The sequence below is a fragment of the Rhodococcus sp. FG69 genome (assembly GCF_057808915.1).
In genome coordinates, this window is sequence record NZ_JBMDIX010000001.1 from 198,826 (window position 1) to 213,115 (window position 14,290).

17 protein-coding genes are annotated in these 14,290 nt (G+C 62.6%); 9 read left to right on the top strand and 8 right to left on the bottom strand.

Annotated features, from left to right (window positions below):
* Positions 1-164: 164 nt before the first annotated feature.
* The 5 genes from ACODSO_RS00930 to ACODSO_RS00950 form a co-directional block, all read right to left on the bottom strand.
* A complete protein-coding gene (locus ACODSO_RS00930; RefSeq protein WP_068371340.1) occupies positions 165-530 on the bottom strand; it encodes a hypothetical protein in 366 nt (121 codons plus the stop codon).
* A 35-nt stretch (positions 531-565) separates the two neighbouring features.
* A complete protein-coding gene (locus ACODSO_RS00935; RefSeq protein ID WP_489034343.1) occupies positions 566-1,312 on the bottom strand; it encodes an AIM24 family protein in 747 nt (248 codons plus the stop codon).
* Positions 1,313-1,323: 11 nt separating this feature from the next.
* Entirely contained in the window at positions 1,324-2,001 is a 678-nt protein-coding gene (locus tag ACODSO_RS00940; RefSeq protein ID WP_338888073.1) for an AIM24 family protein, read from the bottom strand.
* Position 2,002: 1 nt separating this feature from the next.
* Positions 2,003-2,611 (bottom strand): AIM24 family protein, encoded by a 609-nt coding sequence (locus tag ACODSO_RS00945; protein ID WP_068371342.1) that lies wholly within the window; start codon positions 2,609-2,611, stop codon positions 2,003-2,005.
* Between the two features lie 127 nt (positions 2,612-2,738).
* Entirely contained in the window at positions 2,739-3,716 is a 978-nt protein-coding gene (locus ACODSO_RS00950) for an LLM class F420-dependent oxidoreductase (RefSeq protein ID WP_197480646.1), read from the bottom strand.
* A gap of 100 nt (positions 3,717-3,816) precedes the next feature.
* Between ACODSO_RS00950 and ACODSO_RS00955 the strand changes: the two genes are divergently transcribed.
* Positions 3,817-4,230 (top strand): VOC family protein, encoded by a 414-nt coding sequence (locus ACODSO_RS00955; protein WP_489034344.1) that lies wholly within the window; start codon positions 3,817-3,819, stop codon positions 4,228-4,230.
* On the opposite strand, the gene ACODSO_RS00960 is transcribed toward ACODSO_RS00955, so the two are convergent.
* Positions 4,199-5,302, bottom strand: a complete 1,104-nt coding sequence (locus ACODSO_RS00960; RefSeq protein WP_489034346.1) for a S1C family serine protease — start codon at positions 5,300-5,302, stop codon at positions 4,199-4,201. The genes ACODSO_RS00955 and ACODSO_RS00960 overlap by 32 nt on opposite strands.
* Positions 5,303-5,469: 167 nt before the next feature.
* On the opposite strand from ACODSO_RS00960, the gene ACODSO_RS00965 reads away from it, so the two are divergent.
* From ACODSO_RS00965 to ACODSO_RS01000, 8 genes are all read left to right on the top strand, one after another.
* The gene (locus ACODSO_RS00965) at positions 5,470-5,841 is read left to right on the top strand and encodes an ArsR/SmtB family transcription factor (RefSeq protein WP_489034347.1); all 372 of its coding nucleotides are present in this window, start codon (positions 5,470-5,472) and stop codon (positions 5,839-5,841) included.
* Positions 5,842-5,918: 77 nt separating this feature from the next.
* A complete protein-coding gene (locus ACODSO_RS00970) occupies positions 5,919-7,283 on the top strand; it encodes an ABC transporter substrate-binding protein (protein ID WP_489034348.1) in 1,365 nt (454 codons plus the stop codon).
* Positions 7,284-7,450: 167 nt separating this feature from the next.
* The gene (locus ACODSO_RS00975; RefSeq protein ID WP_489034349.1) at positions 7,451-9,010 is read left to right on the top strand and encodes an amidase; all 1,560 of its coding nucleotides are present in this window, start codon (positions 7,451-7,453) and stop codon (positions 9,008-9,010) included.
* 105 nt (positions 9,011-9,115) lie between these two features.
* Positions 9,116-9,820: a nitrile hydratase subunit beta gene (gene nthB, locus ACODSO_RS00980; RefSeq protein WP_489034350.1), complete on the top strand. Its 705-nt coding sequence runs from the start codon at positions 9,116-9,118 to the stop codon at positions 9,818-9,820.
* Entirely contained in the window at positions 9,817-10,419 is a 603-nt protein-coding gene (gene nthA / locus ACODSO_RS00985) for a nitrile hydratase subunit alpha (RefSeq protein WP_489034351.1), read from the top strand. The genes nthB and nthA overlap by 4 nt, the downstream gene beginning before the upstream one ends.
* Positions 10,416-10,847: a nitrile hydratase accessory protein gene (locus ACODSO_RS00990; RefSeq protein ID WP_489034352.1), complete on the top strand. Its 432-nt coding sequence runs from the start codon at positions 10,416-10,418 to the stop codon at positions 10,845-10,847. Before nthA ends, ACODSO_RS00990 begins: the two co-directional genes overlap by 4 nt.
* An 86-nt stretch (positions 10,848-10,933) precedes the next feature.
* On the top strand, positions 10,934-11,131 hold the full coding sequence (locus ACODSO_RS00995) for a CbtB domain-containing protein (RefSeq protein WP_489034354.1): 198 nt from the start codon (positions 10,934-10,936) through the stop codon (positions 11,129-11,131).
* Positions 11,122-11,913: a CbtA family protein gene (locus ACODSO_RS01000; RefSeq protein WP_489034355.1), complete on the top strand. Its 792-nt coding sequence runs from the start codon at positions 11,122-11,124 to the stop codon at positions 11,911-11,913. Before ACODSO_RS00995 ends, ACODSO_RS01000 begins: the two co-directional genes overlap by 10 nt.
* Here ACODSO_RS01000 and ACODSO_RS01005 read toward each other — a convergent pair.
* Together ACODSO_RS01005 and ACODSO_RS01010 are read right to left on the bottom strand one after the other, a co-directional pair.
* Positions 11,910-12,665, bottom strand: coding sequence for a nuclear transport factor 2 family protein (locus tag ACODSO_RS01005; protein ID WP_489034357.1), 756 nt, complete (start codon positions 12,663-12,665; stop codon positions 11,910-11,912). The two genes, ACODSO_RS01000 and ACODSO_RS01005, sit on opposite strands and share 4 nt — an antisense overlap.
* Positions 12,666-12,721: 56 nt before the next feature.
* Positions 12,722-14,272: a metallophosphoesterase gene (locus tag ACODSO_RS01010; RefSeq protein ID WP_489034359.1), complete on the bottom strand. Its 1,551-nt coding sequence runs from the start codon at positions 14,270-14,272 to the stop codon at positions 12,722-12,724.
* Positions 14,273-14,290: the final 18 nt, after the last annotated feature.

Below are 14,290 nucleotides of genomic sequence, written 5' to 3' on the forward strand. Positions count from 1 at the left end.
GTTCGTGCCGTCGTTTGTTCGTGGCAGGCGAAGAGGGGACGCAAGCGCGCCGGACGAGAGAACGTGAAGCGAACTGGCTTCGTTCTTCGCCGACGGTCTTACTCGTATGCTGGAGGGGCAGGACTGTGGCGGTTATCAGTCCGTGTTCAGGGCTGAGTCTTTGGCTAGTCGAGCGCGCTGACGCTCATTCCGTACGGCAGGAAGCGCACTCGACGGGTCGGGTCGGTGTTGTCCTTGTGAGCACGAAGGGCATCGAGTTCGGTGGCGAACACCTGGTCGATGGCTGCGCCGTCGTCGGTGACCGTATAGATGGTCCAGACGCCGTCGCCCTTCTCGCCTGTGGTCTCGGGGGCCGGCTTTGCGCGAGGTGTCGCTGCCTCGCCGAAGAATGCACCCCAGGGCCCGACGGCGCCGGATTGGCCGATGATCTTACCTACTTGGCCGACCACGTCGCGGAGTCCATCGCTCGCTTCTTTCGCGAATCGATCGAAGTCCTCGGGGTCGATGTTGAACGGTCCGTTGTTTGTCATCTCTCCAGTGTGCGCCTGCGAGCCGCGCACCCGCATCACTGCTGCTGGAGCCGCGACCCGATGGTGCTGTGTAGAGCCCGCAGCGAGTTCTGGCCCAAGGACACGGTCTGCGACTCGATGTGCTTGAGCAGGTGACCGTCGTCGAGGACCTTCTCGCTGGACTGGATGAGGACGGTGCCTGCGCCGGTGAAGTCGAACTGACGCTCCTCGCCGCTGTTGGCGCCGAGGAATCCGCGTGCCGCACCGAGGAAGTTCTGCATCCACCCTGCGTCGAAGTGGTGCGACGGCGACGGGCAGTCCGCCCACCCGACGAGCGCTTCCGGGTCGATACGCAGGGGCGGCTCGGCGAACATCACCGTTCCGTTCGACGACGCCAGGAACTTGCCGGTACCGAGCAACGTCAGGAATCCGGGAACGATGGACTGCTTGAGATCGAGCGTCGGCTCGAACGCGAGCAGGTTCGACGCCCGGATCGTCAGGTTGCCTTCGTCGAGGTCGTAGCTGTTGATGTTGAATCCGCGGTCGCCGAGGATCAGCTTGCCCTGGCCTTGCGCGAGTACCCAGTCGTTCGAGTACAGCGGCGAGGAGAATTTCGCGGCCACGATCGCGGGCATCGATGTCTGACCCAGCGGTTCGAATCGGACGTTGCCGTAGTAGGCGATCATCGCGCCCTTGGAAGTGAACCACGGCTGGCCTGCGAGTTCGACGCAGAAAGCGTAGTCGTTTCCGGGAACGTTGTCGTTGACGGGAAGCGTGTACGGGGTGTGGATTTCGAGGCCCATGTGTGTGCTCCTCAGAATTTCTGCTCGGAGGCCTGGACCCACACGGTGCCCATACCCGTCATTTTCAGCTGGATCGCCTCACCGCTGCCCTTGCCGACGGCGTCGCGCCAGCCGACGTTCGCCGAGATGTCCACGGTGATGTTGCCGATGTGGCAGACGTACGCTTGCGGGTCGACCACGACCTGTGGGTGTTCGGGTCCGACCTGCAACGGAGTTGCGCCGCCGTGCGACAGCACCGCGACACTGCCTTGTCCGGTGAGTTGCGTCGTGAACAAGCCCTGCCCGGTCATGGCGCCGCGGACGGCTCCCCGAACTCCACCCTGCGACGTGAGCGCGACGATCGAGCTTTGTAGGTACCCGTCGTGCACGAGTAGGCGATCGGCTTCGACGGTCAGCATCGACGAACCGTCGAGATGGATCACCTCGACGTACAGTCCCGCGTGTCCGTAGAAGACCTCACCCTGACCTTCGGCGGCCATCATCGCGACGTGTTCGCCGGACATCATCCGACCGGCCATTCCGGCGACCCCGCCCATGCTCGGCATGCCACTGGCAGCTCCACCCATCGAGTGTGGGATGAAGTGCACATCGCCGGTGTAATAGAGCATCGCGCCCTTGCGCGCGAGAACGTTCTGTCCTGGTGCGAGAGTCGATTTGACGACTTTGCTGTTGACGAGTTCGAGCGGCACGTCAGCGCTCCTCGGGTTGGATGTAGACGACGCCTTGGCCGTCGAAACGGAGCGAGAATGCCTCACCGCTGCCACCGCCGATGGCGGATCGCCACGTGACGTCGGTGACGAAGCTCTGGTTCAGTTGACCGCGGTGCGCGACGAACGAATCGGGGTCGACGACGAGTGGGTACTGCGGATCGACGGCGAGCGCGATCAACGGACCCCCTGCCGAGAGCAGCGCGACGGTGCCGGACCCGCTGACGACCGTCGTGAAGAGTCCCTGTCCGGAGCTCGCGCCTCGGAGCCCAGAGAACTTGACCTCGGTCTTGAGCTGACCTGTCAGAGCGAGAAGTTGCGATGCTTCCACGTGCATGGAGTCGTTCGCGATCTCGACGATGGTGATGTCCTGGGCGTCGACGGCGAAGTAGACGGTCCCTTTCCCGGATACCTCCATGAGAGAGAGGGATTCGCCTGCGACCTTCTGCTTGAGAGCAGCGCGGAATCCGCCGCCGCCGCCCATCCCTGCGTTCTTGAAGGCGACATCGCCCTCGTACGCGACCATCGATCCGGAAATCGCACGCAGCGAATCGCCGGTGAGATTCGCGACGAGCACACGGTGCCCGTTCATTGTCAGCTGAGCCACGCCGGGAACTATGCCACGCGCGGTTCCGCCGTGCCAGGGATACGCGTGCAGCCGTCGGTCGAGTACGCGATCGGCCTGGACGTCCGAAGCGGGCGCGTACTCGACCTCGTGATTACACGAGCGGACGCAGCGTCTTGCCCGCGAGTTCGACGATGCCGGGCTCGTGGCCGTTGGTGACCAGGTTGATGATGATCCCGTCGATGCCCTGATCGAGCACCCGCTTCTGCACCTGCTCGGCGACGTCGTCCGGGGTGCCGCAGAAATGCCGGTCCGTCGCTGCTGCCCTGTCGGCGTCGTCGAGGTTGGACAGGTCGACACCCGTCGACAACAGGTAGTCGCTCTGAAGCTTCTTCGCTTTGTCGCCGTCTTCGTCGATGATGACGAACGCGAGGAAGCTTGTTTCGAGGTCCTTGGGATCGCGATCGACTTCTTCGCACCGTGCTTCGACGGCCTTGACTTTGCGCGGCAATTCGCTTGCGTTGCAAATGATGTTGAGGTGATCAGCGAACTGCGCAGCAAGGCCGAACGTCTTCTTCTCGCCACCGCCGCCGAGCATGATCGGTAGATCGTCCCGAATGCGAGGTTCGTTGATGGCATCCTCTACCTGGTACCAGAGGCCGTCGAACGTCGGACGCTGCCCGCGCAACATCGGCTCGATGATCTGCAGTGCCTCGTCGAGCCGCTCGAACCGATCGGTGAACGTTCCGAACTCCAACCCGAAGCTGGTGTGTTCGAGCTCGAACCAGCCCGCCCCGATCCCAAGGATCGCGCGGCCGCCGCTGACGACGTCCAGCGTGGTGACGGTCTTGGCGAGAATCGCCGGGTTTCGGTAGGTGTTGCCCGTGACGAGGGCGGACAGCTGAATGGTGTCGGTTGCGGTGGCCAGAGCGGACAGGGCCGAATACGCCTCGAGCATCGGGTCGTCGGGCTTGCCGATCCCGGGTAGTTGGTAGAAGTGATCCATGACGAACGCGGTGTCGAATCCCGCGGCCTCTGCCTCGCGCGCCTGCGCGATGACCTTGGGGAACAGTTCTTTCACGGAACCGTCGTAGCTGAAGTTGGGCATCTGGTAACCGAGACGGATAGTCACCTGATCAAAGCTACTCCCGTCGGAGGCGTATGCCGCGGGTCTGACAAGGGCGACACCGGTTTCGCTGCAGAACGCAACGGTCGGGGGAACAATCGGCGGCATGCCGACACTCGAACTCACTCGACCACCGTTCTCCGGATTCGCCGTCGACGACATCGACGCAGCCCGAGCGTTCTACGCCGATACGCTCGGGCTGACCGTCCTCGACGGCGACATGGGGCTACTTCGTCTGCAGCTGAGCGACGCCGTGGAAGTTCTGATCTATCCACGCGAACATCACCGGGCCGCGCCGTACACGATCCTCAACTTCCCGGTCGCCGACATCGAGGCAGCGGTCGACGCATTGGCCGCCAAAGGCGTCGTATTCCAGCAGTACCCGGACATGGGTACCGACGACCGCGGAATCTTTCGGCACGGCGGGCCACTCATCGCTTGGTTCACCGACCCGGCGGGCAACGTCCTGTCGGTGCTGGAAGCGAAGATCACGCGGTCGGTGTTCCGACCTCCAAGATGACCGACTGTTGCTGGCGGACACCTTCTTCGGTGATCCACTCGAGTCGAACGGTGTCGCCGGGTCTGCGCCCGATCATTTCCGTGGAGAGTTCATCGGATGTCCGGACGGGTCGGCCGTCGAAGGACACGATGACATCGCCCTGGACAAGACCGGTGCGTTCCGCCGGTGAGTCGTACTGGACGGATGCCACCGCGGCTCCCTGAGTCGGTCCAGCCGTGCGGAAGGCAGATACATCGCGCACCCCGATTCCCAGATACGGCGTCGGGCCGACGTGCACTGTTCCTTCCGAACGACCGTCACGAACTTGGTCGACGACCGCAATCGCGTCATCGATGGGGATCGCATAGGCCTCGGAAGCCTGCGTTTCGCGCGCCTCGTCGGAGAGGCCCGCGGCATCGACTCCGATGACGTTGCCCCATGCGTCCACGAGTGGCCCGCCGGAATCCCCGGCACGCACATCGGCGTCGATCTGAATCATGCCGACCAGCTCGTTGCGAGACCCGTCGACCGAACTCTGTGCGATCACCGAACGATCGAGAGCGACGATCTTGCCGGGCGCAGGCACAAGAACTCCGCCACCGGAGGCATTTCCGATCGCGGTCACATCGGCACCGACTTCCAGATTCGCCGATGACCCGATGGCCGCAACCTGCAGGTCGGATGCGGTGGCCAGCTGCAGTACGGCCAGATCCCGCGTCTTGTCGTAACCGAGCACGGAGGCGTCGTAGATCAGTCCGTTGCCCATGTGGACGGCCGTCACCGCTGTCGCCTCTTCGACCACGTGGAAGTTGGTGAGAACAAGTCCGCCGGGATCGACGACGAATCCAGTCCCCGCGACACCGTAGAGACCGAACTCGGCGGCGATCGTGACGACAGTCGGATTCACCTGCGCAGACAATTGCTCCAATGTCAGGGGCGGTGGGTTTTCGACCGGAGGCGGGAGCGCAACGGCAGGGGGTGCCTGGTCCGCGAGGAGGGTGCTGTCGAGTACGCCGGGGGCGAGAGGCGTCGCAAGTGCGGAGGCAGCGAGAGTCAACGCTACGAGGAACGCCGCCCGGCCCGTTGCCTGCATGACTACACATTATGGCCGCGGTGAGGTGGCATCTGCGGGTTTTCCGGCGGCTCTCGATGCGCAACCCGTGTCGTCCTTCGCTCTTTTGCGGGGTGAATGTCACATGAGATATGTTGACGAAGGCCGACGTATCATGGTTTCAGTGCACAATCGACGTGAGGAATACCGTGGACGCTGGTGATCAGCAGAGCAGGGAATTGGTGTTCGCTGCGCTTGCCGACCAGGTCCGCCGCGAAATCTTGGACACGTTGGCATCTCATGGCGAATGCAGCGCGGGCTTCATCAGTGAACAGATTTTGTCCGTAGGTCGGACCACCGTCTCCACGCACCTGAAGGCGTTGAAGATGTCAGGTGTGATCACCGAACGTCGGTCGGGTCGTCACCGCTACTTCTCGATCGATCCGTCAGGCCCAGCCAATGACGCTCTACAATTTCTTCGTGACGTGCTCGAACGTTCGTTGGTTGCGGGACAGGCGGCCAGCGATGCGACGCGCGTGGACGAGACCGATCACGACGACACTCGCGCCCGGCGCGCCTAGCATCGATTCTGCGCGTCCTCTCGAGACGGTCGGCGCCTGAGATGCCGAGCCTGTCAGTGACAGCGCAGATTTTCTCGGTGGATCCGCCTCCGATTGCATTTCGCAACTTCGTCGACGGGAAACTGCTCGATCTCGAGTGCAGCCGGCTTGCTGTCGGAGCGGCCGTGTCGGTCTCGCTGCCGGTCGGTGGGGAAGGCGTCGGCGTCTCGGGCATGCCGATCACCCTGTTGGGCCATCTGGCGGCTATACGCCCCGGGAAGTCGGTGGTCATCAAGCACCATCAGCCGTGGCGCGGCCAACTCAAGCTGCGGTTCCACGACGACGGCGCCGGAACTCGGATCGTCCTGGAATCGAGTCTGGACCAGGATGGGGTGACGTGGTTGGCGCACAAACGTGGCTACGGGCCCCCGGAGTCCTTGCGCCCAGACCGTCACCGCATCGGATTGCTCGTGAGCAAGTCCGGGTCGGCTGCGGTGTTCGCGCAGGCCACAGAGGTGTTGGCGCAGCTGGCTGTCGACGAGATCAACGGCGAAGGCGGTCTGGACGGCGTTCTTGTGGAGTTGTTGGTCGGCGACGATGCCTCGGATTCGTTGACCGGTGCAGCCGCTGCTCGTCGATTGCTACAGAGCGGGTGCCGCATCATCTTCGGGTGTGTCACTTCGGCCACCTTCAGTGCTGCGGCTTCCGTCCTCCAGAACACGGATGTGCTGTTGGTGCATTCTGTTCTGAACGAGGGCGGACGTCCGAGTCCGGGAATCGTACGGTTGGGAGAACGCCCGCTTACCCAAGTGCGCGCAGGTATGCCCGCCCTGATGGCCGAAACCGGTAGCCGTAGATGGTATTTCGTCGGTCATCGGTACTCGTGGTCGTTCGGTGCGCACTGGGCGGCGCGCCGGGTTGTGTCGGAGAACAACGGCTCCGTACTCGGCGATTCGTATCTACCTCTCGGCACGATCGACTTTTCGGGCACGATAGCTGCCATCGCCGACTCCGGCGCGGAGTTGATCCTGTCGTCGTTGGTCGGTCGCGATGAAGTGTTGTTCGAGCAACAGTGTTTTCGCGCAGGACTGCGGACTCGGACGCGGACGTTTGCGCTGGTCCTCGACGAGGCGACACAACAGTTGATCGGTGACGTTGCCGCAGAAGGAGTGTGGGCAGCATTCGACTACTTTCAGGGTGCCGACGAATCCTATCGAGGCCTCGAGGATCGTTATGCCGAACTGCAGACCGGACCGGTGCCTCCGATGAGTTCGATGTCCGAAACCACCTACGAGGCGATCAAGGCATACGGGCGTGTCATGTCGGCGACTCCAGATATGGACAGGGAGTCGCTTCGGCGTCGACTGAGCACACAGTCGAGCTTGCCGCGCGCAGATACTCGAACCGACGGCCGCATGATCTTGTTGGCGGAGTCGCGGCAAGGCGCGTTCCGGCCTCGCTGAACTGCTCGTGGGCGCTCCATGCCCCGTTCTCACGCAGGTGTTCTCTCCGATGAACAGCCAGGAAATATGTTGTTAACGGGTAGATATGTCGAAACTCATTGACGCATTAAGACGTGTGATCTACGGTCGAAGACGCGACATTCGACCTGCCTCTACTAGGAGATGACATGACGGTTCAACGTCCCGATGCCGACGCGATCGGTGTGGCTGCGGAGCATTTCGGTATCGGTTTGGATGCGGCAGCCCGGGAAGAGTTCGCCGGACTGGTCGACGGTGCTCTCGGGTCCTATGACGCGGTGGACGAGCTGTACGAATCCGTCGCTCCTTCGGTTCCCGACCGCGTGCACCAGGTTCCGGATGGCGCTGAGAATCGGTTGGGTGCCTGGTATGTCACGACGTCGATTACCTCGACCGATGCCGTCGGTGATCGTTTGGTGGGCAAGCGGATAGCCATCAAGGACAACATTGCTGTTGCAGGAGTGCCGATGATGAACGGCTCCCGCACGTTGGAAGGCTTCATCCCTTCTCGCGACGCGACGGTCGTCACACGCCTGCTCGATGCCGGGGCCGAGATCGCAGGAAAATCGGTATGTGAAGACCTGTGCTTTTCGGGTTCGAGCTTCACGTCGGCCTCGGGTCCAGTGCGCAACCCGTGGGATCCGAGCCGTGAAGCGGGCGGTTCCTCCAGTGGCAGTGCGGCATTGGTCGCCAGCGGCGAAGTCGATCTGGCCATGGGCGGCGATCAGGGTGGATCAGTTCGTATTCCGGCAGCCTTCTGCGGTGTGGTCGGGCACAAGCCGACCTTCGGCCTCGTCCCCTATACGGGCGCATTTCCGATCGAGCGCACCATCGACCACGTCGGCCCGATCGCCCGTACGGTTGCCGACGCTGCAAAGATGCTGTCGGTCATCGCCGGTGCCGACGGCAACGACCCACGTCAACCGGAGCAATTGGCAGTCGGTGACTATCTGAGTGGTCTCGACGGTGGTGTCGAGGGGATGCGAATCGGTGTCGTCACAGAGGGATTCGGGCATGATTCCTCGCAACCGGAAGCCGATTCCGCGGTACGTGCCGCAGTGCAGCGATTCGCCGAACTCGGCGCCGTGGTCGAGGACGTGAGCATTCCCTGGCACCGGCACGCATTTCATGTCTGGAATGTCATCGCCACCGACGGAGCCGCATACCAGATGCTCGACGGCAACGGGTACGGCCTCAACGCCGATGGCCTGTACGACCCGGAGCAGATGGCGTACTTCGGCTCGCGCCGAATCGAATACGCCGACCACTTGTCGGAGACTGTCAAACTCGTTGCCCTCTGCGGCTATCACGGAGTCAATGCGCTCGGCGCCTCCAGTTACGGCAAGGCCCGCAACCTGGTGCCGACTGCGCGCGCCGCATATGACGTTGCCCTCGAGAGGTACGACGTACTTGTCATGCCCACGTTGCCTTATGCTGCAACCGAACTCCCCGCACCCGGAATAGACCGGGGCACGTATCTGACGAAGGCGCTCGGAATGGTGGTCAACACCGCGCCGCAAGATGTCACCGGCCATCCGGCATTGTCTGTTCCGGCGGGTCTCGTCGATGGACTACCGGTCGGGATGATGGTCATCGGCAAACATTTCGACGACGCCACTGTCCTACGAGTCGGGTACGCGTTCGAACAACTGGTCGGCGAATTCCCTGCGCCACCTGCGTATGCGCCGCACGCGGCCGTACCTGCCTAGAGAAAACCCGATCTACTTTCTTTCTGCAGGTAGATCTTTCATCAGCTCGCTTACCAATCCAATCACCAGTGCCTGCGACAGCAGGACAGAATCAGGGAGGACACGATGAACGGAGTTTTCGATCTCGGTGGTACCGACGGGATCGGTACCGTCGTTGTTCCCGAACACGAACTGATATTCCGTGCGGAGTGGGAGAAGGCCGCGTTCGGCATGTTTTCCATGTGTTTCCGTGGTGGGTTCTTCGGTGTGGACCAATTTCGCTTCGGGATGGAGCAGATCGCCCCCGCGGTCTATCTCGAGTCGCCGTACTACGAGCATTGGATTCATACGGTCGAGTATCACGGTCAACGAACGGGCAAGCTCGATCTCGACGAGCTCGATCGCAGGACCGAGTACTACCTGCAGAACCCTGATGCACCGCTGCCAGAGCACGACGATGATCCGGAGCTGCTGGCGTTCATCAACGCTGTAGTGCCCGCGGGCGCACCGGCCAAGAGGGAAAGCGACAAGGTCGCGCGCTTCCAGGTCGGCGACACAGTGAAAGTGCTGCGCGGCTCACCCCGCGGCCACACCCGCAAAGCGCGCTACATCCGCGGCGCGACGGGGACGGTCGTCCTGGCTCACGGCACGTTCATCTACCCCGACACCGCAGGAAACAACCTGGGTGAGTGCCCTGAGCACGTGTACACGGTTCGCTTCGAGGCCGAAGAGTTGTGGGGTGCGGAGACCGCTGAGCCGAATCAGGCTGTGTACTTCGATGTTTGGGACCCGTATATCGAGCACGTGAAGACAGAAGGAACAGCAGCATGAGCGAAAAGATTCGTAGTCAGGAAGAAATCGCCGCGCGGGTCAAGGCGTTGGAGTCGATGCTGATCGAGAAGGGCATCATGACCACCCAGGCGATCGATCGTCTCGTCGAGATCTACGAGCACGAGGTCGGCCCCCAGCTCGGCGCTAAGGTCGTCGCCAAAGCCTGGTCCGATCCCGAGTTCAAAGCCAGACTTCTCGCCGACGCGACCCACGCGTGCGCCGAGCTCGGTATCGGAGGATTGCAGGGCGAGGACATGGTCGTCGTGGAAGACACCGCCGATGTCCACAACGTGATCGTGTGCACCCTGTGCTCCTGCTACCCGTGGCCCGTACTGGGGCTGCCGCCGAACTGGTACAAAGAACCCCAGTACCGAGCGGCGATCGTGCGTGAACCGCGCAAAGTCTTGTCGGAAAGTTTCGGGTACACCATCTCCGACGATGTCGAGATCCGTGTCTGGGATTCGAGCAGTGAGATGCGGTACTGGGTCCTGCCTGCCCGCCCCGAGGGCACCGAGGGATGGACCGAAGACCAACTCGCGGAACTGGTCAGTCGCGACAGCATGATCGGTGTCGGCCCCACTGCCGAGGCAGCGTCATGACCACGTCGACCATCCGCCCGGACGCAACCGAGTTGGGAGATGCACGCCGTAGGGTGGAAAAGCTCGTCTGCAGTCTTCCCGAGTTGCCCGATGGTGACACCGCCTTCACCAAGCCGTGGGAAATACGCGCGTTCGCGATGGCAGTCGCGGCCTACGATGCACGCCAGTTCGAATGGTCGGAATTTCAACTCTCCCTCATAGAGTCGATCAAGGAATGGGAAGAGCACGGGACCGCGTCCGAAGAATCACCCTGGTCCTATTACGAGCACTGGTTGAACGCCCTCGAGACACGGCTCGCCGGCAGTGGGCTACTCAGTGACGCGGTTCTGGACGAACGAACGAAGAGGGTGCTGGCGACCCCGCCCGACCGCGACCATCACACAGCACATCTCGAGCCTGTCAGCATCGATCCCGCTCGTATCTCGTAGTGCGAACCGCCACCGGCACGCCGAGTGGCGTTCGCACTGTCACCACACCCTCAACGATCCCACCGATATCTAAGGCGGCGCATTTCATGACCACCATCAGTACATCCCCTGACACCGGACTGCAGAAAATCGCGGCATCGACCCTGATCGTGGCAACCGTGCTGCTGGCCATCCTCACTCTTTATTTGGTCGGTTTCGATCAGGGTGCGATCTCGCGAAGCGGAATGCTGCTCCACGAACTGATGCACGACGGCCGGCACCTCATGGGCGTCCCATGCCACTGATGACGCAGGCCCCTCGCTCGTTGCTTGCAGGGTCGCTGGGTCAACTACTCATCCGCGGGCTGATTGCGGGCTTCGTTGCCGGCCTGCTCGCCGGGACCGTTGCCTACGTCACCGGCGAGCAACATATCGATGCAGCCATCGCTATCGAAGAAGCTCACCCGGCCAGCTCCCACGACCATTCGGCCGCCACCGGTGAAGCCCATAGCGACGAAGAGCCGCTGATCAGCCGAGACGGGCAACGGGCAGGGTTGTTCCTGGCCACGGCCCTCTCGGGTGCGGCTTTCGGCGCGATCTATGCATGCGTACTCGCTGTTGCGCGGAACCGAGCCCGACTGCCGGCGCTGCAGTTCATCGTGGCAGTCGGCGCTGCCGGGTGGTTCGCAGTCGCCGCGGTCCCGTTCTTGAAGTACCCGGCCAACCCGCCCGCTGTCGGAGATCCTGACACCATCACAGAACGTACTGTGCTCTGGTTCGCGATGGTTGCACTCGGGCTGCTCGCCGCAAGTGCGTTCGCATATACGCACGCTGTGGTTCGCGCCCGTAGCAGCTCGTCTGTGCTTCCGGTTCTGTTGCCGACTGTCGCAGCGATATCCGTAGTCCTAGTGGGATATGCAGTGACCCCAGCCATCGACGAGGTTCCGGCTGATTTTCCGGCATCGTTGCTGTGGCAGTTCCGGCTATCTTCGGTACTGACCCAGCTCACGCTCTGGGCGTCGATCATCGGCGTATTCGCGGTGTTGAGCGAACGCGCTGCGCGCCCGGGTATACCAGAGAAGGACTAGCTCCGACCCTCGGTATCACGATCGGACGCGAACACCGTGATCGATTCGGCAGCAAGCGATGTGGGCGCGAACTCGATGAACACCACTCCACCGCCGAGGGATCCGTCCATCGTCGCGCTAACCGTCCGGCCCGCAGCGAGGAACTTCCGGTAGGTTGCACCGTGGAGCACCTCGGGGGAAACCGGCTGGCCCAGAGCATCCTTCATGAGTGACCTCTCGAGCAGTTCGGCAGCCGCTGCTTTGCCCTGTTCTCCGACGCTTCGCAGTCCACCCATGAAGCCGAGGGCTCCACCTATCCCCTGGTTTCCGATCAACTGCGGAGTCAGTTTCGCCGACGCGATCAGTCCGCGGGACCCCGAGCGGAGAAGCTGGCCGATCATCGACCGAAGCTCCCAATGGGCGGCGAGCCGCGAAATCTTCAGCCCGCCGTCCTCCTCGACGAGGTCGTATCGAATGTGCATCGGCACGTTCAGCACCGCGCCGGTCGACATGATCGTTTCCAATGACAGATCTCGGACGACGGACATCCCGCAGACGAAGTCGTTCTCGATGTGAAAGTTGATGGTGTTCGGTGCGATGAAGGTGTCGTAGAAGCGCTCGATGGCCTCCCTCCCGCGGTGCGGCTTCGAGCCGACGGGGTCGTTGACGACGCCTTCACGCGCATACAAGTCGACCCAGGCCGCCCGATCGTGTATTGCGACGGCGTCCGGTGAACACTGGACTGCGGCGAGGAGGTCCTCAGCGGTGCGCATCTCTCGACGCTATCGTCCAGCGGCTCGGTGCGCGTCGGAATCGTAGGATCACGCGCTCAGCGTGCGTTGACTGCGCGCGGAACATCTGCACGCAGAGTGAAATCGGTGACGAACTCGCCGTCCTCGGGGAGGAACCGTCGTCGAGGGTCGTAACTCTCGACGTCGAACCGGCCGAGTGTGGGTGAATGTGTTGTCACGGCCAGGGTCTCACCGTCGATGTCGAACTGGAGCATCCGTTGGAAGCCCGTTGCCCGCTCGCCGCCGACCTCGAAGTACTGGTAGTCGGCCAGCAGCTGTACGACGGTGCGGCCGGTGTCGTCGACGTCGCGGTCCACGACGGTTGCCTGCCCGTCGACGTGCCCGGACAGTACCAGGAACACCGATTCGAAGGGCTTCACGAGGCGGTTCCAGATCTGCTGGCCGGAGCTGGCACCGATGTCGCCGAATGCCATCAGCTTCTTCTCCCCGCCCTCGTCGAGGTAGTAGTGGGAGCCGATCACCACATTTCGATCCGGATGATCCGCGAGCACCTGCTCGGCCCACTTCATCACCTTCTCGGGCGGGTTGTATCCGATGTAGAGCATCAGGAACTTCGCACCGGCGATGTCGATCAGGTCGTAGTGCGCCGAATTGTCCTCTGCCGTGAACGAATCACCCCACCACGGCTGGTCCCGATACCGATCCGGCCCGAAGTACTCGTTGTACAGGGCATGATTCTCCTCGTGCATTCCCGGCACGAGCTTGCCTGCTACGTTCCACAGATTGTCGTGGTTACCCGGCAGGACGCCGTGTGGAAGGTTCGCGTTCTCGAGAAGCTCCATCGACTTGCTTGCGGCTTCGAATTCGATGCGAGACTGCGTATCCGGTCGACCCGGGCGGATCCAGCTCTGAATGATGTCGCCGGTGTGCATGCTGTAGTCCACGTCGTACTCGGCGGCATTGTCGACGGTCCATTGCGTCATGTCGTCGTAGACGGACGGGTTGTCCTGCGAAATGTACTGGGTATCGGTGATGTGTTGCAGCGCAAAGTCATAGGTACCGGGCTCGGCGAACGAACCGTCTGCCTCGGCGTTGTTCTCGGCGAACGAGCGGTCCTCGCGGGGACTGTCGACGATCATGACCTCGACGGGGCCGTCGATTCCCGTCACCTGCGCGGTGAGGCTCACGAGTCCTCCGGGCGAGTCGGGTTGCGCGACGGCGACGGCAGGCCCCCAGCGTCTTTCGACAGGATCGAGGACGTGCATTGCCAGGTCGTTGGTGTTGACCGAGGTGCCCTGCCACGAAATCTCGGCACTGTCGACGTCGGGATCGAACGTGGCGGTGTACCGGAGATACGGGAATTCGTTCCACGCGGACGTACGAGATTCGAAGCCGGACGACTCGGTGCCGGCCTCCATGCTGCCGCTGACCTCCTTGCCGCTGACACCTGTGCCGCTGACACCCGCGACCATCTCGGCGGAGACGGCGTGTGGAACTGCGACAAGGCCGAGCGCGGGCACCGCAGCAGCGGGCGCCTGGACGCGTGCCGCGGCGGGGTCGGCCACCGCGTCGGCACCTACGAGCGCGCAGGCGAAGAGAAGCGATCCGATGGTCGGTGCGGCCTTCACTCTGTTCAGGTTACATAC

Excerpts from the sequence above, each read along its gene's own strand:
- ACODSO_RS00930 (WP_068371340.1), bottom strand. The coding sequence starts at position 530 with ATGACAAACAACGGACCGTTCAACATCGACCCCGAGGACTTCGATCGA.
- ACODSO_RS00935 (WP_489034343.1), bottom strand. The coding sequence starts at position 1,312 with ATGGGCCTCGAAATCCACACCCCGTACACGCTTCCCGTCAACGACAAC.
- ACODSO_RS00945 (WP_068371342.1), bottom strand. The coding sequence starts at position 2,611 with ATGAACGGGCACCGTGTGCTCGTCGCGAATCTCACCGGCGATTCGCTG.
- ACODSO_RS00955 (WP_489034344.1), top strand. The coding sequence starts at position 3,817 with ATGCCGACACTCGAACTCACTCGACCACCGTTCTCCGGATTCGCCGTC.
- ACODSO_RS00960 (WP_489034346.1), bottom strand. The coding sequence starts at position 5,302 with ATGCAGGCAACGGGCCGGGCGGCGTTCCTCGTAGCGTTGACTCTCGCT.
- ACODSO_RS00975 (WP_489034349.1), top strand. The coding sequence starts at position 7,451 with ATGACGGTTCAACGTCCCGATGCCGACGCGATCGGTGTGGCTGCGGAG.
- nthB (WP_489034350.1), top strand. The coding sequence starts at position 9,116 with ATGAACGGAGTTTTCGATCTCGGTGGTACCGACGGGATCGGTACCGTC.
- nthA (WP_489034351.1), top strand. The coding sequence starts at position 9,817 with ATGAGCGAAAAGATTCGTAGTCAGGAAGAAATCGCCGCGCGGGTCAAG.
- ACODSO_RS00990 (WP_489034352.1), top strand. The coding sequence starts at position 10,416 with ATGACCACGTCGACCATCCGCCCGGACGCAACCGAGTTGGGAGATGCA.
- ACODSO_RS00995 (WP_489034354.1), top strand. The coding sequence starts at position 10,934 with ATGACCACCATCAGTACATCCCCTGACACCGGACTGCAGAAAATCGCG.
- ACODSO_RS01000 (WP_489034355.1), top strand. The coding sequence starts at position 11,122 with ATGCCACTGATGACGCAGGCCCCTCGCTCGTTGCTTGCAGGGTCGCTG.
- ACODSO_RS01005 (WP_489034357.1), bottom strand. The coding sequence starts at position 12,665 with ATGCGCACCGCTGAGGACCTCCTCGCCGCAGTCCAGTGTTCACCGGAC.